The organism is Pallidibacillus pasinlerensis, from assembly GCF_009996845.1.
Classification (GTDB): domain Bacteria; phylum Bacillota; class Bacilli; order Bacillales; family Caldibacillaceae; genus Pallidibacillus; species Pallidibacillus pasinlerensis.
The window spans coordinates 1-17,379 of record NZ_JAACYS010000033.1 but is presented as its reverse complement, the minus strand read 5'-3'; the positions used below and the strand labels follow the sequence as shown (position 1 = coordinate 17,379).

The 17,379-nt window shown below is 31.7% G+C and carries 21 protein-coding genes and 3 pseudogenes; 10 read left to right on the top strand and 14 right to left on the bottom strand.

The features are described 5' to 3' along the window. Nucleotides 1-19: 19 nt before the first annotated feature. A pseudogene (locus GW534_RS08395) lies at nt 20-708 on the bottom strand (MFS transporter). A gap of 186 nt (nt 709-894) precedes the next feature. On the opposite strand from GW534_RS08395, the gene GW534_RS08390 reads away from it, so the two are divergent. Further along, a complete protein-coding gene (locus GW534_RS08390) occupies nt 895-1,143 on the top strand; it encodes a hypothetical protein (protein ID WP_161920597.1) in 249 nt (82 codons plus the stop codon). A 191-nt stretch (nt 1,144-1,334) separates the two neighbouring features. Continuing rightward, on the top strand, nt 1,335-1,568 hold the full coding sequence (locus GW534_RS08385) for a hypothetical protein (RefSeq protein WP_161920596.1): 234 nt from the start codon (nt 1,335-1,337) through the stop codon (nt 1,566-1,568). A gap of 66 nt (nt 1,569-1,634) precedes the next feature. On the opposite strand, the gene GW534_RS08380 is transcribed toward GW534_RS08385, so the two are convergent. The 4 genes from GW534_RS08380 to GW534_RS08365 all read right to left on the bottom strand — a co-directional run bounded on the left by GW534_RS08380 (nt 1,635) and on the right by GW534_RS08365 (nt 7,667). Then, nucleotides 1,635-2,417 carry an SDR family NAD(P)-dependent oxidoreductase gene (locus GW534_RS08380; RefSeq protein WP_161920595.1) on the bottom strand — a complete coding sequence of 261 codons (783 nt, stop codon included), beginning with the start codon at nt 2,415-2,417 and terminating at the stop codon, nt 1,635-1,637. Between the two features lie 28 nt (nt 2,418-2,445). After that, on the bottom strand, nt 2,446-3,195 hold the full coding sequence (locus tag GW534_RS08375) for a GNAT family N-acetyltransferase (RefSeq protein WP_161920594.1): 750 nt from the start codon (nt 3,193-3,195) through the stop codon (nt 2,446-2,448). Between the two features lie 131 nt (nt 3,196-3,326). Further along, nucleotides 3,327-5,282 (bottom strand): LTA synthase family protein, encoded by a 1,956-nt coding sequence (locus GW534_RS08370; protein ID WP_161920593.1) that lies wholly within the window; start codon nt 5,280-5,282, stop codon nt 3,327-3,329. Nucleotides 5,283-5,711: 429 nt separating this feature from the next. Beyond that, a complete protein-coding gene (locus GW534_RS08365) occupies nt 5,712-7,667 on the bottom strand; it encodes an LTA synthase family protein (protein ID WP_161920592.1) in 1,956 nt (651 codons plus the stop codon). 387 nt (nt 7,668-8,054) lie between these two features. Here GW534_RS08365 and GW534_RS08360 point away from each other — a divergent pair, with 387 nt between their 5' ends. From GW534_RS08360 to GW534_RS08355, 3 genes and pseudogenes are all read left to right on the top strand, one after another. After that, nucleotides 8,055-8,474 (top strand): hypothetical protein, encoded by a 420-nt coding sequence (locus GW534_RS08360; protein WP_161920591.1) that lies wholly within the window; start codon nt 8,055-8,057, stop codon nt 8,472-8,474. An 89-nt stretch (nt 8,475-8,563) separates the two neighbouring features. Beyond that, entirely contained in the window at nt 8,564-8,818 is a 255-nt protein-coding gene (locus GW534_RS16120; RefSeq protein ID WP_202630877.1) for a hypothetical protein, read from the top strand. Next, nucleotides 8,757-9,170 (top strand): annotated as a pseudogene (locus GW534_RS08355) (helicase C-terminal domain-containing protein); the annotation flags it as partial. The gene GW534_RS16120 and the pseudogene GW534_RS08355, both read left to right, overlap by 62 nt. Here GW534_RS08355 and GW534_RS08350 read toward each other — a convergent pair. Then, the gene (locus tag GW534_RS08350) at nt 9,160-9,738 is read right to left on the bottom strand and encodes a GNAT family N-acetyltransferase (protein WP_161920589.1); all 579 of its coding nucleotides are present in this window, start codon (nt 9,736-9,738) and stop codon (nt 9,160-9,162) included. The pseudogene GW534_RS08355 and the gene GW534_RS08350 sit on opposite strands and share 11 nt — an antisense overlap. 429 nt (nt 9,739-10,167) lie before the next feature. Here GW534_RS08350 and GW534_RS08345 point away from each other — a divergent pair, with 429 nt between their 5' ends. After that, nucleotides 10,168-10,323, top strand: a complete 156-nt coding sequence (locus tag GW534_RS08345; protein ID WP_161920588.1) for a hypothetical protein — start codon at nt 10,168-10,170, stop codon at nt 10,321-10,323. 258 nt (nt 10,324-10,581) lie between these two features. Here GW534_RS08345 and GW534_RS08340 read toward each other — a convergent pair whose 3' ends face one another. From GW534_RS08340 to GW534_RS08310, 8 genes and pseudogenes are all read right to left on the bottom strand, one after another. Then, the gene (locus tag GW534_RS08340; RefSeq protein WP_161920587.1) at nt 10,582-11,103 is read right to left on the bottom strand and encodes a GrpB family protein; all 522 of its coding nucleotides are present in this window, start codon (nt 11,101-11,103) and stop codon (nt 10,582-10,584) included. Between the two features lie 20 nt (nt 11,104-11,123). After that, nucleotides 11,124-11,657, bottom strand: coding sequence for a GrpB family protein (locus GW534_RS08335; RefSeq protein ID WP_161920586.1), 534 nt, complete (start codon nt 11,655-11,657; stop codon nt 11,124-11,126). Between the two features lies 1 nt (nt 11,658). After that, a complete protein-coding gene (locus GW534_RS16400) occupies nt 11,659-11,877 on the bottom strand; it encodes a hypothetical protein (protein ID WP_246204030.1) in 219 nt (72 codons plus the stop codon). Further along, nucleotides 11,874-12,080 carry an NUDIX hydrolase gene (locus GW534_RS16395; RefSeq protein WP_246204028.1) on the bottom strand — a complete coding sequence of 69 codons (207 nt, stop codon included), beginning with the start codon at nt 12,078-12,080 and terminating at the stop codon, nt 11,874-11,876. Before GW534_RS16395 ends, GW534_RS16400 begins: the two co-directional genes overlap by 4 nt. A 112-nt stretch (nt 12,081-12,192) precedes the next feature. Further along, nucleotides 12,193-12,698, bottom strand: a pseudogene (locus GW534_RS08325) (GNAT family N-acetyltransferase). 21 nt (nt 12,699-12,719) lie between these two features. Further along, nucleotides 12,720-13,217: a GNAT family N-acetyltransferase gene (locus tag GW534_RS08320; protein WP_161920585.1), complete on the bottom strand. Its 498-nt coding sequence runs from the start codon at nt 13,215-13,217 to the stop codon at nt 12,720-12,722. Nucleotides 13,218-13,302: 85 nt separating this feature from the next. Next, on the bottom strand, nt 13,303-13,818 hold the full coding sequence (locus tag GW534_RS08315) for a GNAT family N-acetyltransferase (protein WP_202630876.1): 516 nt from the start codon (nt 13,816-13,818) through the stop codon (nt 13,303-13,305). A gap of 92 nt (nt 13,819-13,910) precedes the next feature. Then, complete coding sequence (locus tag GW534_RS08310) at nt 13,911-14,387, bottom strand: 8-oxo-dGTP diphosphatase (protein ID WP_161920583.1); 477 nt, start codon at nt 14,385-14,387, stop codon at nt 13,911-13,913. Between the two features lie 667 nt (nt 14,388-15,054). Between GW534_RS08310 and GW534_RS08305 the strand changes: the two genes are divergently transcribed. The 4 genes from GW534_RS08305 to GW534_RS16225 form a co-directional block, all read left to right on the top strand. After that, nucleotides 15,055-16,137, top strand: coding sequence for an undecaprenyldiphospho-muramoylpentapeptide beta-N-acetylglucosaminyltransferase (locus GW534_RS08305; RefSeq protein WP_161920582.1), 1,083 nt, complete (start codon nt 15,055-15,057; stop codon nt 16,135-16,137). Nucleotides 16,138-16,388: 251 nt separating this feature from the next. Then, complete coding sequence (csaA, locus tag GW534_RS08300; RefSeq protein WP_161920581.1) at nt 16,389-16,718, top strand: chaperone CsaA; 330 nt, start codon at nt 16,389-16,391, stop codon at nt 16,716-16,718. Nucleotides 16,719-16,763: 45 nt separating this feature from the next. Further along, on the top strand, nt 16,764-17,117 hold the full coding sequence (locus GW534_RS08295) for a hypothetical protein (protein ID WP_161920580.1): 354 nt from the start codon (nt 16,764-16,766) through the stop codon (nt 17,115-17,117). Next, on the top strand, nt 17,071-17,379 hold a 309-nt coding region (locus GW534_RS16225; RefSeq protein ID WP_210253472.1), incomplete at its 3' end, for a hypothetical protein. The genes GW534_RS08295 and GW534_RS16225, both read left to right, overlap by 47 nt.

Genomic DNA, 17,379 nt, shown 5'->3' with positions numbered 1-17,379 from the left:
TTCTTTTTATTGTTCATCGTTACGTTAATTGTAATTTTTCAAATAAGCTATCCATTTGTTTTCTATTTTTCTTATCTCCTTTACCTTCCCCGCTCGGCTTCACTTTTATAAACAGCATGCAAAGGAGTGCAACGAATAGTGTTAAAGCTGCAGTTGATAAAAACATTCCTGTTATTGACCAGTTCATTAAGGCACTGTATATCGGTGGTCCGATTGCAACACCTAAAAAACGAACCGAACCGTAAATTGATGTGACAAATCCTCTTTTTTCAATTGAAACAGCTCCAGTTATCAAGCTATTAATACACGGTAATGCGAGGCCGGTGCCAATACTCGAGATAACTAATACAGAAAAAAAGGAATTAATTGTTTATCGAAAAAAACAAGACATAAAAAAAACGTTTGGTTTTGTGAAAACCAAGCTGCGGCAATTCCTGCTAATAATCCACCTAAACCATACAAAGTTAATGCTGGAATCATAACCGCTTTTCTTGTGAATCTATCTGATAAATAACCTAATATTGGGATTGTTACCGCTGCAGATATGGAAAAAACAGAAATAACAAGACTGGATTGAAATTCACTTATATTTAAATGTTTTTTTAAATCCGGCAAGATGGGAACTAACATCGAATTACCTAATACAAGGATTAATGGAATTGAGCCAATTGCAGTGATTGTAAGCCCTTTATGTTTTAGTTTGGCCAAAGGGATTCCTCCTGAAAATACATATACTCGATACAAAGATATTTTTTGAATAGTTTTGTAAAGTTATGCGTTAGAAATATTTCCAGTTAACGAACTCTAGTATGAACTTTTCAATTGTTATTGGGTTATAGTTTGTTTGATGATAAAATACAATTAACAGTATAAATTTCGGAGGTTTATAAAAAAATGGATATATTAATCCCTCTTACAGCAATTGTCATGATATTTTCCGTTCCTTTAGTAGCTATATTGACAACCCATGTTAGAAAATCTAAAAAAATACAAGCGGAAATAATTAAAGATCAGTTAGAACTTGAACGAGTTAAACAACAAAATTATTTATTAGAAACAGAGAAACTACGATTAGAGTTAGAAAAAATGAAAGAAAAAGATTATCATGAAATACAAAACAACAAAAATGATTTAAATATATAACTATGTATAGGCTGTTTTTTCAGCCTTTTTTGTTTTTAATAAACAAATGTATTTATCTTCATTAAACATTTCATGTCGTACATTTTAATCAATCGCTTGATTAGATAGTTTTCCTAAATTTTGATATTGGGTTTGTTTACTCTATCATGATAGAATACGTATAAACAGTTAGGAAAGTTGGAGGTTGCAAAATGGAGGAATTAGGTAGTATCATAGATTCTATTTTGATTTTTTCTATCATCATTATTATCATTATTACTAGTCATTTAAGAAAAAATAAAAAAATACAATTACAATTACTAAAAGAACAAAAAGAGCTTGAACAAATTAAACACGAAAATTATTTATTAGAGACAGAAAAACTACGTTTAGAATTAGAAAAAATGAAAGTAGACGATTATAATAACGGCATAAATAAATCATGAATTCCATAGAAAATGGGGCTGAAAAATTTTCAGCCCCTTTACAATTTAGTAAGTAATCTTTTTGTATTATAATACCGACGCGCTTCCACCATCAATATTAACGGCGGTTCCCGTTACATAACTGGCAGCTTCAGATACTAAAAATGTTATAACGTTAGCAGCTTCTTGAGTATTTCCTATTCTTCCTAAAGGAATATTTTTACCTACTTCTTTAGAATATTCTTCCCACGTTAAATCAGGTCGATTATTTTGCCACATTTTCTCAATTTGATCACTACGTATCAAACCAATACATACTGTATTTACACGGATATTGTCTTTTCCTAAATCTTTACTCATTGCTTTAGTCAGTGCCATTCCTGCTGAACGACTGACACTCGTTGGTAATGATGATGCTCCGGGAGTTTTAGCCATTGATGCTGTTAAATTGACAATTGCTCCTCCTCTCTCTTTTCTCATGTATGGTACTGCATACCGGGAGCAGTGAATAGCGCCGAAAAGTTTTAAATCTAAATCATATTTCCATAATTCCGTATCAACTTGATCGAATGGATTCGCTGAAGATGTACCGGCGTTATTTACTAAAATATTTATCTTACCAAAATGTTGAACAGTTTCTTCTACAGCGTTTTTACAATCTTCCTCTTTCGTTACATCAGCTACAATCGGTAAAACTTCTCGTCCGGTCTCTTCTTTTATTGATGTAGCTGCTTTATGTAAATGGTCCGCATTTCGAGCACATATTGCTACATCTGCACCTTCTTTTACAAGAGTCAGTGCAGTTACAAAGCCAATTCCTTTACTACCACCGGTAATTAATGCAACTTTTCCGTTTAACCCTAAGTTCATTTCTATTTCACCTCTGAAAACAAAAAGATTAAAATATTATTAGTGCTTCATATTGGAAACTGACAAATTGATAATTTTGTTTACGATACATTTCCCTCGCTGTACCTTCACCTTCAGCAACTAATATGACAGTATGATTCGGATATTGTTCCATTACATACTTCTGCATATGTTTACCGATTCCCTTTTTCCGAAACGACTCTAAAAGTGTGAAATTATCAATTTCAACGGTTTTTTCGCTAACAATTAAATCCAATGTACCCGCAGGTGTCCCCTGATAAAATGCAATGACCTGTTTCCAATTCTCGTTATAAAAATTAGTTTTATGAATCATTTGCTTTCCTTTTGCAAACTCAATACCAAATTCTAGATCAAGATTATATTGTAATTGTAAAAAAGTATCTAATGTTTCAAGTTTAACTGTTTCTACTACGATATTCGGATTTTTAGTAAAACTTGGAAAGTCATTCGGGTGAATTTTATACAATTCATTATAACTAAAATCATAGTCATTAGCTTTTAAATATTGCTGTAATTCTTCATCTAAGTATTCACCTTCTGGAAAATAAAACAAAAGATGGTTTTGACCATTTTTTAGATGGAAATTTTTTAAACAATCTGCAGTCTCTTTAAATTCATCAATAGACGGCATCCGTTTAAATGTAATAAAATTACCACTATAATAATTTAGCATTTCAGGAAAGTGATAATGTTGAATGAGTTCGTCTTCAATAATTACGTTACCAAAATTATGTATATTGGCAAATGAAATATTCATATTTATCCCTACTTTATTCATTTTTAATTACCTTGTAATTATAACAAAAAATACAAACAAGGGTTGACTAACATACAATCAATGGAATTTCCTTAAAACATGATTGTATTTGTTAGACAACCCTTGTTGAATTATTCGTCTATTTCAGTTTTACTGTAATCAAATTGATTACGGTCAACAGGTGTAAAACCTTCAGGTGTATAAAATCTTAACAAATCACCATTTACAGTTTTATCGGATAACATTAATTTATATTCAACTTCTTCTTTAAGTTCTTTTGCAATTTTTAATTGTTCTTCATCTTCAATTGGTAAGCCAGTTTTTGCATCGAAATATTTACCTTCTACTGCAAAAAACTCTGGACTAACGTAATCTCCATTACGGAACACTGCAACTTGACTATGATCTTCCGATAATAAATCTTGACCAAATAAAACAAATGGTTTCGCATCTATACCTAATAAATGTAAAAGTGTTGGCATAACATCAATTTGCCCACCATACGTATGGTTTACGCCACCTTCCATATCAACACCAGGAATGTGAATCATTAATGGAACACGTTGTAAGCTAGCACTTTCATAACTACCAACTTCTTTTCCAATAATATCTGCCATTGCTTTATTATGATTTTGAGAAATTCCATAATGGTCTCCATAAAGAATGAAGATGGAGTTTTCATATAATCCAGCTTCCTTTAGATCCTCAAATAATTGCGCTAAAGCTTCGTCCGCATATCTAGCCGTTTGGAAATAATTATTTACAGTACGGCTGCTTGTATCTGCTTTACCAATCGTTGCTAATTCTTCATCAAGTTCGAATGGATAATGGTGGGTAACAGGAATTAATTTCGCATAAAACGGTTGTTCCATTGATTGTAAATAAGGAATCGATTGTTTATAAAACGGCTTATCCATTAAACCATATTCAGCTAAATCTTGTTCAGATTCAGCTTCATAATAGGTTGAATCAAAGAAATGGTCATAACCAAATGACTTATAAATTTCATTACGATTCCAGAAACTTCCACCGTTACCATGTAAAACTGCTGAAGTGTATCCATGATCTTTTAAAATAGCTGGAGCTGCATGATACGTATTACGTCCTTTTGTAATAAAAGCAGCACCTTGTGGTAAACCGAACAATGAATTATCAATTAAAAACTCTGCATCGGCTGTTTTCCCTTGAGCTGTTTGATGGAAGAAATTATCAAAATAAATGGTATCTTCATGTTTCGCTAACGAGTTTAAAAATGGCATTACTTCTTCACCATTCAAATGATAATCCATTAAAAATGATTGGATTGATTCTAAATGAAGATAGACTACATTTCTTCCTTCTGCAACACCAAAGTACTTCTCATTCGGCGCAGCATAATTAGATTGTGTATAGTTAATTACTTCAGTTACATCACTGCTATCTGCTAAAACTCGTTGTGAAGCCGCTTTTGTACTTTCTACCGCATCATAAATCGTAAAGTTATACATACCTAAATATTTCACAATGTAGTTGCGGTCAAAACCACGTGTTAATAATTCAGGACGGTCGGATTCTGCTAGTCCTAAATTTAAACACATAAACCCTAATGCTAAAGTTATAATTGCAACAGCTTTTTTACGTGGTTGTACAGTTTTTTCAACTTTAATTACTTTAAAAGCTAATAATGCAATTAAAATAAAGCAGTCAACGAAGAATAAAATATCAGTTATTTGGAATAATGAAGCAACACTTCCACCTAAATCACCAAAGTTTTGTGTTTGGAGAATAGTTGGTAATGTAATGAAGTCATTAAAGAAACGGTAATACATTACATTCGCGTATAACCAGATGGACATTACCGTATAAAAGATCATTAACCAAATATATCTTCTTCTACCTTTTGAAAAAAAGGATAATCCTAAAAATAATAAGGCTGATCCTAACGGATTAATGAACAATAAAAAATGTTGAAAAGTTCCTTCAACACCGAGATCAAATACTGTTAACTGTGTAAAATACGTTTTTAACCATAGAACAATAACTGTTAAGAAATAAAATCCAGTAAATTTATTTAATAAGCCTGCATTTTTGTTTAATGAGTTATTCATTGATGCACCTCTTTCTGCAACCAGTTCATATTATTCCACATTACATAAATGTATTACGTAAAAATTAATATATTCTTCTATTAAGTTAATAAATTAACATTCTTTTAATACTATATTAACATAGCATAGCTACAATGAAAATTATAGGTAATTGGAAATTGGATATCTGTTTAACATTTTTGTCGTACAAATATATTACTATACTTTTTTTTCTGTTTTGTCAAGTTAATGAAGGACAATCGAATATGTTCTTAAAGTGTAGTTGCTAGTTTAACAACATTTTAGTTTTATATAATACCAAATATTACTTCACAATTTAAAAATGAAGGACTGTCAAAAATAGAGTCGTTTATGACCAAAGATCATATATCTATAATAAGATATTGATTTTTAGGCTTATACCCTATTTATACGACAGTCCTTTTACAATTATTGTTCTTCATTTGTTTCAGATACAGAATAGTCGTATTCAGTCCGATCTACTGGTGTAAAGTTAGGTGGTGTATAAAACCTTAATAAATCCCCGTTTACTAACTCATCTGAAAGTTGAAGTGTAAATTCAGTCTTCTCCTTCAATTCAATTGCTTGATTATAAAGTTTATGTTCTTCTGTTATCTCTTCCCCAGTTACGTAATCATAAAAATGACCATCAACTGAATATATCCTTGGACTAACATAATTACCATTTCTAAATGGAACTAACTCAATGTGTCGTTCCGATAATAAATCTGTTCCAAAATGAACATACTCTTTCGTTTCAATTCCGAGTAAATGGAGTAAAGTTGGTAATAAATCTATTTGTCCTCCGTATGTGGATTTAATACCACCTTCTAAACCTGGCATATAAATAAATAAAGGAACTCTTTGTAATTCAGCACTTTCTACTGGACCAATTTCTATATCAAGTAGCTCAGATAATTCTTCATAATATTTTTCAGATAAAGCATGGTGATCTCCGTACATAATAATAAGGGAGTTCTCCAGTAAACCAGTTTCATCTAAATATTGAAAGAATTGTTCTAATGCTTCATCTGCGTATCGTGCAGTTTGAAAATATCCGTCTACAATATCGTTTCCTGTTTCCGGCTTTTCTATAGTTGCTAAACCTTCATCTAAAGGAAACGGATAATGATTAGTAATTGTAATGAATTTTGTATAAAAAGGTTGTGGCAACGAACTTAGAAGTTCTTCCGATTGTTCAAAAAATGGTTTATCCATCAACCCATATTCAGCACGATTTTCATCAGATATTTCATAGAAATTAGCATCAAAGAAATGGTCATAACCAAAGGATTTGTATATTTCGTTTCGGTTCCAAAAGCTTCCACCATTCCCATGAAAGACAGCGGAAGTGTAACCATAATCCTTTAAAATCGCAGGTGCTGCATGGTACGTGTTTCTTCCTCTCGTTATAAAGGCTGATCCTTGTGGCAAACCGTATATGGAATTTTCAATCATATACTCGGCATCAGCGGTTTTTCCTTGCGCTGTTTGATGGAAAAAGTTTTCAAAGTAAATCGTATTTGAATCTGCTTTTAATCGATTTAAAAACGGTGTTACTTCTTCTCCATTTAATTCAAAATCAATAAGAAATTCTTGAATAGACTCTAAATGTACATATATAACATTTTTCCCTTCAGCTACACCAAAAAATTTCGGATTTGGCTCAGCATATAATGATTTTGTAAAGTTTACAACTTCTACAGCATCATTACTATCCGCAAGTGCTCGCTGTGCATTTGCCTTTGTTGTTTGATAAGCATCATAAATTTGATAATTATACATTCCTAAATATTTCACAATGTAGTTCCGATCAAAGCCACGTGTCAATAATTGTGGTCGATCAGATTCTGCTAATCCTAAATTTAAACATGAAATTCCTAAACCAAAAGATAAAATTGCTATAGCTTTACTTCGCTTAATTGGAGTTGTATCAATTTTAATTTTTTTCATGCAAAGTAAAATTATGATAATAAGTATATCGACAAAATACAAAATATCTGTTGGTTCAAGTAAAGCTAATACACTGCCACCAAGATTTCCGAAATTACTCGTATTGTATAAATTAGGTAATGTTATAAAATCATCAAAATATCGATAATAAACTACGTTTGCATATAACAGAGTTGTTAGTAAAGTGTATACGGTTAAGATAAATATGTATTTACTACGACCTTTTAGTAAAAATGCAAATCCTAAAAAGAGTAAAGCCGACCCTAATGGGTTAATAAATAAAAGGAAATGTTGAAAGATCCCCTCTACCCCTAAAACAAACTGCGTAAACTGGGTGAAATACGTTTTCATCCACAGTAATAAGACAAGTAATAAATAAAAGGCTAAAAAATTTTCCGTAATTTTTCGCCTTTCAATATTTTGTAGTTTCATATAATTCCATCCTTTAAAAGTTAGAATTTTAATTACAGAAATCAAAGTCAAATTTATTTAATGGTTACATTGTAAACGATTTATTTAGGGATTGTAAATATTTTTCTGACAACAATTATTATATAATTGTTTGAAAAAAGTCAAGTTTTACAATTTTAAATATACTAATATTGTGTTTAGGTTTGTATTTTTATCTATATGTATAGACGTATGTGCCTATTAAAATGTTTCATTTAAATAAATATTTTTAAACAAATGCTAATATGATTTCATAAAAATGTAATATTTGTGAAACTTGATTATTTATAAGTTAACAATTCAATGTATTTAAACTCCCCAAAATAATTAATTTTAGTCAAGGGGTAAGAAAACCGATAAGATTAGCATATGACAATTTTTATGAGTGGTTTAGATGAAATGAACCCCGGTTATTGGGCCCAAGCTTATTTATATGGGTATATTTATGCAAAAGATCATCAACTGCAGCATATTTCAATTAAGTTAACATATGTTCAAAAACAAACAAACGAGATGAAAAACTTTGTTCAAATAAAGAGTTTTTCTGAATTAGAAAGGTTTGTTTTCGACTGTTTAAAGAAATATGCCCCTTTTGCCCGATTACAATTTAAAAATAAATTAAAGAGAAATCAGACGAGTAAAGAACTTTCCTTCCCTTTTGCACAGTACCGTAAAGGACAACGAGAACTTGCAGGATGTGTTTATCAATCGAATAGGGACAAGGTAACTTTATTTGTTGAAGCACCAACAGGCATTGGTAAAACAATTCAACTACCTTCCCTGCAGTAAAGGCCATTGGTGAAAATATAGCCCAACGTATTATTTATGCGACAGCTAGTGGAACAACGAGATAACAAGCTGAGTCTGCTTTTCAATTAATGGAACAAAAAGGTTTAAATATTCGATCTGTGTCGATTACATCGAAAGAAAAGATTTGTTTTAAAGATCAAACGATTTGCAATCCGGAATATTGCGAGTTTGCTAAAGGTCATTACGATCGATTAAATGAAGGTCTAATTGACTTATTGGAAAATGAAACAGTCATTACACAAGACATCATTGAAAGTACCTACTATTGTTCAAAAGCCAGGGATGACAGAAGAAGAAAGAGGCACTTTCGTAGCTACTTTTGATGAAAAAAATAATGAATCATTAATCGGTTTTGCGGTAATGGGTCGAATATTTTCAGAAGGAATTGATTTAGTTGGTAATCGGCTGAATGGAGTTATAATTGTTGGAGTGGGATTACCCCAAATTGGTTTGGAACGAAATATAATAAAAGACTATTTTAACAACATAGGGAAAAATGGCTATGATTATGCCTATGTTTATCCTGGGTTGAATAAAGTCTTACAAGCAGGAGGACGTTTAATTCGGACAGAGCATGATCAAGGGACGATTGTTCTGATCGATAATCGTTTCTTAACAAAAAAATATTTACAATTATTGCCGAGTCCATGGAAAGATTTTAAAATTATAGAATAAATAATCGAGGCTTCGATGAATTTTGTAAGCCTCGCATTATAACGTCATAATATGTATTATCATCAATTTTTATTCCCCTTTTCATTCTCCCTTCCTTTACAAACCCGAGTTGTTTATATAAAGCAATGGCATTTTTATTTGCATCAAACACTTCAAGGGTAACTTTTTCAATAATTGGATTTTTTTCTGCCCAGTTTAATAGTTCTGAAAGCATTGCTTTTCCGATTCCTTGATTTCGATATTTTTTTGCAACAGACATACCAAGAGTACCTACATGTTGTATTCTTTTTCTCATGCCAATGTGAAATGTTAAAAATCCGATTATTTCTTTATTATGCTCCGCCACAATTGCTAAATTTCCTTCTCCAAATAAAAAACTCTCTAAAAACCTCTTCTCTTCCCTAACAGTTATGTTATATTCCTCTACAGTTGTTAGTAAGTACTCACCTTCACTGAATACTTCTTGGCTATATTTAATCAATTTTTTCGCATCTTTTGGCATCGCTGTGCGAATTTTATAAGTAAAACCTGATTTACTCTGCAATAATTTTTCTTGAATTTCTCCCAAATCGTTCACCCGCAATCATCTAGAGTCATAATCTATCGTAATAGAACTGTCTGTTTGTTTGTAATTATATTCTTAATCTTTATAATATTAAAATTCGATAACAAAACTGATATTCCTGCTAAATTTGAATCGGTCCATGACAAAATGTTTCCGTTCTATGTATAGTAAAGTAAATAAATTGATAGGAGGCATCAAAATTACACAAAGGACAATTCCCAATCATTTTTGAGCAAATAACTTTATATGCAAAATGACTTTGCTAAAGCAGCAAAGAACGGAATCCTTGTGTCTATTTTGATGTGATTATTTTTAATTCGAGATAAATATCCATTTTCTGTAAATATGTTTCTTTATTAACATATTTCGTTCGTTGGACACAGGGACTTCCTGTGTCTTTTTGTTATTTTGGCAACATAGGAGTGAGGATATATGTTTATTTTAAAAGCAGATAATTTAATGATGGCAGTCGGTGGGAAAACACTATTTAATGCATCAATTGGGTGGATTATTTCGGAGCATCGACATGCAGTTATAAAAAACGAGTTAAATAGGCTCACAAACTTATTAAAAGAAAAATCCTCATGACGAAAAGATACTAAGTAAATATAATTCCCAATTACAAAACTATTTAGATTGCAATGGTTATAAGTGGGAAATTGAAGTGGAGAAAGTTTTAACTCAATTAAATGTAGCTAGTGAAATCTGGGATAATCCGTTCTCATCTTTAAGTGGAGGACAAAAAACACGGGTAAAGCTAGCTAAAATCAATTAAAAAGTAAATTAATGTAACAAATATATGGCTGTCGAAATCTCAACAATTCCGACAGCCATTACATTTTCTGACTAATTCAATTGATTTACAAACCAATTGAGTGCGTCTAGTTCAATTTTTTTAACAAATTGGTCTTTTCCCTTTGAATAAGCTTCAGGATCATAAGTGAAATTTTTGGCTAATTGCTCTTTTAATTCACCATATTGATTGGCAATAACAGGGTGTGCATTTAAAAATTTTGTAAATGCTACATGTCTTTTGATATTTGCATCTCCTTTTTCAAATATATGAACGTGGTGAGTTCGGTTGTCACCGCCTTTATGAAAGAAGCGACGACCAGCAATTCCGTTTTCTCCTTTTGGTTCATAACCAATCTCAATCATTTTCCTATTGAAATCGTCTACTTTATCTATATCCTTAACGACAGGCAATATATCGATAATAGGCTTTGCTTTTAACCCTACTACAGAAGTACTGCCAATATGATAAATTTCAACAATTTCATGACCAAAAATGCTTTTAATTAAACTCGTTTCTTTTTGAAAAAGGAAAGGCCAATCCTTATTATAGGGAACAACTTCAATTTTTCTCATATTTCACCATCCATACAAGGTTACAACAATATCTCATTACCAAATTCTTCCCTTGCTATTTCAAGGATTTCTTTAACAAATAATCTCTTATTTAAATGGTAGCGGATAGGATTATTTTTATATTTTCTAGATAGCATGAATTTATATTGGGCATACCGATCTGCTACATCTGGGTATTTCTTTAAATAATCACGAAAAAGGACGAGATTAAACCAATCTTCACTTTTATACTCACAAAGATGTAAATGATAGCCAATTTGATTCAACAATTTTTTTTCGTAAAAACGACGTGGGCTCAAATCTGGCCTAGGAATTACATCATATTTTAATCGTTTAATTGGTTTTGCAATCATCCGAATCTCTGTAAAACTATCTATTCCTACTAATATATCAATTACAGGATATGCAAGCATACCAGGTATCGCTGTACTACCGATATGTTCAATTCCTAAAACATTTTCTTTTAATAACTCAAGAATTTGTTCCTCTTCTTTTTTATATAAAATTGACCATTTTGGGTCATAGTCTCTTAATATTATATCGGAGTCCCACATATTAAATCCCGTCCCATCCTCGAAAAATAGTTAGTTTATCATTTTTTATTCGTTTGTTCTCGATCTGACTAAACCAATGGTGTAAGCATTCTTTATATAGTTGAAGATCTTCTGGATAAGTTAACTTTAATGAACTTAATACATCCTCTGATTTCCAAGAAATGTCATATATTAAATAATCAGGATCTTTAATTTCCTGTTTACCATCAATTATTTTCACAAAAAATATTGTATCTCCGCATATACTTTTATTTCTGAATATGTATGATATTTCGTTTTGATAAACTCGATAATTTCGATATCGAACCCAGTTTCTTCTTTAAATTCACGGATGCAACAATCCACAAATGGCTCACCGTTTTCAAGCCCGCCTGAAGGTATGGCCCAAGTTTTTTCCTCATCAGGTGTTCCTTGTAAAACCATTAACAACTTATTCTGATCATTAATGCAAACGCCGGCAGCTCCTTGCCAGTTTTTTATTAACCTTCACACCTTAAATAAAATATTTTCTTATATAAATAAAAATATTATTGATCTACTTTCGATACTCCATTAACCAACAATCTCGATATTCGCCTTCATGCCATTCGTGTTTCGGTAATAGTTTTCTCTTTACGAAACCACATTTCTCATAGCAATGAATGGCACGGACATTTTCAACACGGGGATCCATAATAATTCTTTCGGCTTGCAATTTACTAGTTAAATAGTTTACAACCGTTTTTACAAGCTTAGTACCTATACCTTGATTCCAATATTCAGGTTCTCCAATAAATTGGTCCATCCCATAAACATTTGGAATGTCTTTATATTCTTTCAAATTAGTTACAGGCCAATTGGAATACCTTTGTATTGAAAAATACAACGAGAAACATGATCTCCTCTATTAAAAAACTTTTTCTTTACCCTTTCTTCATTAAAAGGGTTATCTCTTCCTTCATAATATTGAAGAACATTAGGGTTGGATAACCATTTTACTAGTAACGGAATATCTTCGTCTTTTACAAATCGGACCACAAATCCATTAGCTTGGATAATCATATTTCACCTCAAAACACTATGTTATGGTAAAAGTTTTGCCATATAGTATTCATCTACAAGCTTTCCGTCAACTAATAATGATTTCGCTTTGATTCCCTCTTTTGTAAATCCCATTTTTTCATATAAATTTATAGCTGCTTTATTATGGGTCATGACTGTTAATTCTAAGCGTTTAATTCCAGTTTCTTTCGCCCATTCTTCCATTTTCTCAAATAAACGTTGACCAAGTTTCTTATCTTGATATTTTTCTAGAATACCAATGACAATATAGGCACAATGTTTATTCCGTTGCAGTGTTCCTCTTCTTGCCATTAAAAAACCGACAATCTTATCTTCATATTCTACAACTAATTGTAAGGAATTGGATTTTCTTATCGCTTCAAGGGATTTTTCCATTTCTGCAACAGTCAATTTTCGTTCACCAGGTTCAAACAACATGAATTTCGTTTCCCGGTCTAGTTGTTGTAGCATTTGGAGCAGTTTTTCCGCATCATTAATTGTACTTTCTCGAATAATCATCTTTAATGACTCCTATTTTTATAATAAATAAGGTATTCTGTCGATGTAAAAAGAAGAAAACTCAATACCCTTCATCTCCTAGATCCTAGAAGATTTGACGAATATCATCCCATCCATAAACTAATTCATAAACCTTTTTTTCTTCCGTTGAAAATTCAGTATGTAATCGATCAATTTTCTTACCACCAAGAGACTCATAGAATTTTGTTGCTGGATTATCCTCAAATACATAGACAATCATTGAATAAATCTCTTCGTCAATTAGATCTTCAACAATCGGTTTTACTAATAATTTCCCAATCCCTTTTTTCTGATAATCTTGTAATATATAAATAGCAAACAATTCACTTTTATATTTTGGATATTCCTCGCTATTTTTCTTACCGCCACACGAAAATCCGATGATTTCACCTTGGTCATTTTCAGCAACATATACACTATTAATTGGGATTATTTTCTGCCACATTTCTTCACGGGCATCATAACTTAATTGGGCTAAATATTCATCTGAAACAATATTATTATATGTCGACCGCCACGTATCAACTTGAACTTTTGCTATGCCCTTTGCATCTATTGCTGTTGCTTTCCGAATCTTCATATGCATTCACCACTTTAATTTAGTTTACATAATAAAATTATATTGATTTTATGTAAAAATTCCAAAAATACTAAAGCTAATTTTACCATGTTTCATAGATTTTTTACATGATGTTTAGTTGTAATCTTCTCTTCTGAATCCCATTCTGAAAAAATCTCAAATGTTCCTTCTTGAAAAAATAATGGAAAACGCTCTTTGAACCATGGTTGCATTGGTAAATTCAATGCCTCTTTAATTGGTACCCATGACAGTCCCCCTTCTGGTGGATTTTGTAATAACTCACCTTCATACTCCGTTGCTAAATAATTGAACACCATCGATCGATAATTCTTTTTTATATCAATCCATTCCGTTACACCTTTATAGATTAAATTTTTAACAATTAATCCAGTTTCTTCATATACTTCACGAACTGCCCCTTCTGAAATACTTTCATATGGTTCTACTTTTCCACCCGGTCCAATGTAACCCGGAAATCCTCTATTACTTGGTCGATTAATTAGTAAAACACGGTCACCATCTTTAATGATACATAATGTGTACAGATCAATTTTATGTACTGATTCCATTACTTCTCTGCTCCTTGACTTGTGGATATAACTAATATTTTAGCATATAAAACTTAGAAATTAGTAAAATATGTTTATTTTTCATTTTCGGGAATAAATTCAAGTGATGGTGTTTGCGATACTTTTAACTTTTGTACGTCCTTCATAGCCACCATCAACGTATATTTTATATGTGTTTTTTAAATCCATCGTGATGCTATTTCCACCAACAAGATACCCAACAACTTCTTTTAATAAAAGATGCCCATGTTCGTCAAAAACGGAAATATTTCCTTGAGGTCCGGCAAATATTTCATAACGTCCATCTATGGGAACTGAAAACTCTAATCCTTCTCTCGTTACTTCATGGAATACTTCCGGAGCGTTAAGATTTTCTCGATCACTTGTAAAATAAATACTTTCACTTACTTCACCAAGTATTTCTTGTTTTGCTGAACCGATAATTTCATAGTTTTCTTTATATATAGATGTTTCTTCTGTTTTTTGTTGTTGGCATCCAATAAGGGTTGGTCATTTAAAAAATCACTATTATTTTTTTAGTATATTATAAATAATCTGTAATTTAAACATCTATTTGGAACAATGATTAGAAAAAACATTTGAATGATTCCATATCAACAGTTAAAGTATTATATAGAATAAAATTGATGTACATTTAGGAGGAATTATGACTAACAAGAAAATTGCTTTTACAGGTGGCGGTACCGCCGGGCATGTTACACCTAATATTGCGATTATGAATGAACTTAAAGACGAGAATTATGAATTTGTTTATATCGGTTCCAAAAAAGGAATTGAGAAGGATTTAATGGAGAAACAAAATGTTCCATATTATGGAATAAGTAGCGGTAAATTACGTCGTTATTTTGATATGGAAAATGTAAAAGATATTTTTCGTGTATTAAAAGGATGTTTTGAAGCTAGAAAAATACTTAAAAAACTAAAACCGGATTTATTATTTTCTAAAGGCGGATTTGTCTCTGTTCCGGTTATAATAGCAGCAAACTCACTGAAAATACCAATTTTTATCCATGAAAGTGATATTACGCCCGGACTTGCTAATAAAATATCGAAACGATTTGCAACAAAAATCTTTACATCTTTTGAGGAAACAACAAAGTACTTCCCTCAAGATAAAGCGGTCGCCATTGGTTCGCCAATTCGAAAGGAAATATTAACTGGCTCCGCAGAAAATGGAAAACGGTATTTAGATTTTCATTCAGGGAAACCGATTCTTACTATTATGGGTGGAAGTTTAGGTGCGAAAAAGATTAATGAAGCTGTCCGGGCAAACCTGGATGAATTAACAAAACATTATCAAATTGTTCATTTATGTGGGAAAAACAACTTAGACCCACAACTAGAAACTCGATCAGGCTACCGCCAATTTGAATACGTTCATGAAGAATTAGCAGATATTTTAGCTGCTACCGATTTAGTAATTACAAGGGGCGGATCTAACTCGATTTTCGAATTTTTAGCACTGGAAATTCCAATGCTCATTATTCCCCTAGGATTAAACCAAAGTCGTGGAGATCAAATTTTAAATGCAAAATCATTTACGGAAAAAGGTTTCGCCATTACATTACAAGATGAAGATGTGACAAAAGAATCATTGTTGGAACATGTTAAACTTCTTCAAGAAAAACGAGACGAAATAAAAAACTCGATGGCAAAAGCTAACCAAAGAAGAACAAGTGCATTATCTGCATTAACTGATGAAATAAAAAACGTATTAAATAATAGTTAATATTTTCAATAGGTGCGCTCAGTGACTTACACTGAGCGTTATTTCTTAAATTTTGGTCATCTCCCCTATCCCATTTTTAATTGATATGTAATGTCAGTTTGAGTTAATAACTTCTAACACTTTCAATTCCTTTATAAAATGATTCATTCAAATTGTAAGAAATCCATTAACAGGTTTATTCTTGAAAATTAGTATATTTTTCATTAATATTTGATTAAACTGGAAATCTAAAAATTTAGGGGGTTTCGTCCTTGGCTACATTAGAAGATTTTCAAAAATTAGACTTACGAATCGGTACAATAATACATGCAGAAAATTTTCCTGAAGCACGTAAACCTGCTATTAAACTTAAAATAGACTTTGGTGAATTAGGAGTTAAATATTCTTCAGCTCAAATTACAAGACGTTATAAACCAGAAAACTTAATAGGACGGCAAGTTGTTGGTGTCGTTAACTTTCCACCTCTACATATTGCAGGTTTTAAATCAGAGGTACTTGTTTTAGGTGGGATTCCAAGTGAAGATGATGTAGTCTTATTAAATGTCGATTATCCTGTTGAAAACGGAACTAAAATCGGTTAATAATTAGTGAATCACTTATATCGTATTTTCATTGGAGGAATTTTTTTGACAAAAGCACTTGTATGTAAAGCTTGCAAAAAGGAAATAAAAGATAAAGATGAGTTAGTCACTGCTAACCATTATTTACAAGTTATTCCACTTCATCACGACTGCTTTGATAAAGATGATCGAGGTGTGATGGCAACACTTTTTTCTAACCATCGTTTAAATGGATGGACGGGATATTGTAGTTTTATCATCATGGTTATAATTGGATTCGTTCTATTTTTCACGATTGATCACTTTATTCGTTATATCCCGTTATGTTTTATCATTTTAGAAATATATTATCGAATTATTTCTTACTTTAAATATGAAAGATATTTTACTAACCATATTTCAAATAATCACCATGTTTAAATTTCGGGGTGTCCATAAAGTCACTTTTCCAAACACTTTTAATGTTATGCGTCGTTACGTTGGCGGACGCTTTCCGCGGGCACGGCCTCAGCCTCCTCAACGCACAAGTGCGTTTGCGCAGGTCTATAGGCTCGTGCTTGTCCCGCAGGACTCTGAATATGCTTCATTGATTCTGCACCGCAGGAAAAATGTGGAACATTTTTGCGAGTCGCCGCCAACTTCACGTCAAAATTTCGGTATTTTGGACTTATTGGACAGCCCC

Bases quoted from the DNA above. Each gene is read 5' to 3' on its own strand.
- GW534_RS08390 (WP_161920597.1), top strand. From the start codon at position 895: ATGGATATATTAATCCCTCTTACAGCAATTGTCATGATATTTTCCGTT.
- GW534_RS08385 (WP_161920596.1), top strand. From the start codon at position 1,335: ATGGAGGAATTAGGTAGTATCATAGATTCTATTTTGATTTTTTCTATC.
- GW534_RS08380 (WP_161920595.1), bottom strand. From the start codon at position 2,417: ATGAACTTAGGGTTAAACGGAAAAGTTGCATTAATTACCGGTGGTAGT.
- GW534_RS08375 (WP_161920594.1), bottom strand. From the start codon at position 3,195: ATGAATATTTCATTTGCCAATATACATAATTTTGGTAACGTAATTATT.
- GW534_RS08370 (WP_161920593.1), bottom strand. From the start codon at position 5,282: ATGAATAACTCATTAAACAAAAATGCAGGCTTATTAAATAAATTTACT.
- GW534_RS08365 (WP_161920592.1), bottom strand. From the start codon at position 7,667: ATGAAACTACAAAATATTGAAAGGCGAAAAATTACGGAAAATTTTTTA.
- GW534_RS08360 (WP_161920591.1), top strand. From the start codon at position 8,055: ATGACAATTTTTATGAGTGGTTTAGATGAAATGAACCCCGGTTATTGG.
- GW534_RS16120 (WP_202630877.1), top strand. From the start codon at position 8,564: ATGGAACAAAAAGGTTTAAATATTCGATCTGTGTCGATTACATCGAAA.
- GW534_RS08345 (WP_161920588.1), top strand. From the start codon at position 10,168: ATGTTTATTTTAAAAGCAGATAATTTAATGATGGCAGTCGGTGGGAAA.
- GW534_RS08340 (WP_161920587.1), bottom strand. From the start codon at position 11,103: ATGAGAAAAATTGAAGTTGTTCCCTATAATAAGGATTGGCCTTTCCTT.
- GW534_RS08335 (WP_161920586.1), bottom strand. From the start codon at position 11,657: ATGTGGGACTCCGATATAATATTAAGAGACTATGACCCAAAATGGTCA.
- GW534_RS16395 (WP_246204028.1), bottom strand. From the start codon at position 12,080: ATGGTTTTACAAGGAACACCTGATGAGGAAAAAACTTGGGCCATACCT.
- GW534_RS08320 (WP_161920585.1), bottom strand. From the start codon at position 13,217: ATGATTATTCGAGAAAGTACAATTAATGATGCGGAAAAACTGCTCCAA.
- GW534_RS08315 (WP_202630876.1), bottom strand. From the start codon at position 13,818: ATGAAGATTCGGAAAGCAACAGCAATAGATGCAAAGGGCATAGCAAAA.
- GW534_RS08310 (WP_161920583.1), bottom strand. From the start codon at position 14,387: ATGGAATCAGTACATAAAATTGATCTGTACACATTATGTATCATTAAA.
- GW534_RS08305 (WP_161920582.1), top strand. From the start codon at position 15,055: ATGACTAACAAGAAAATTGCTTTTACAGGTGGCGGTACCGCCGGGCAT.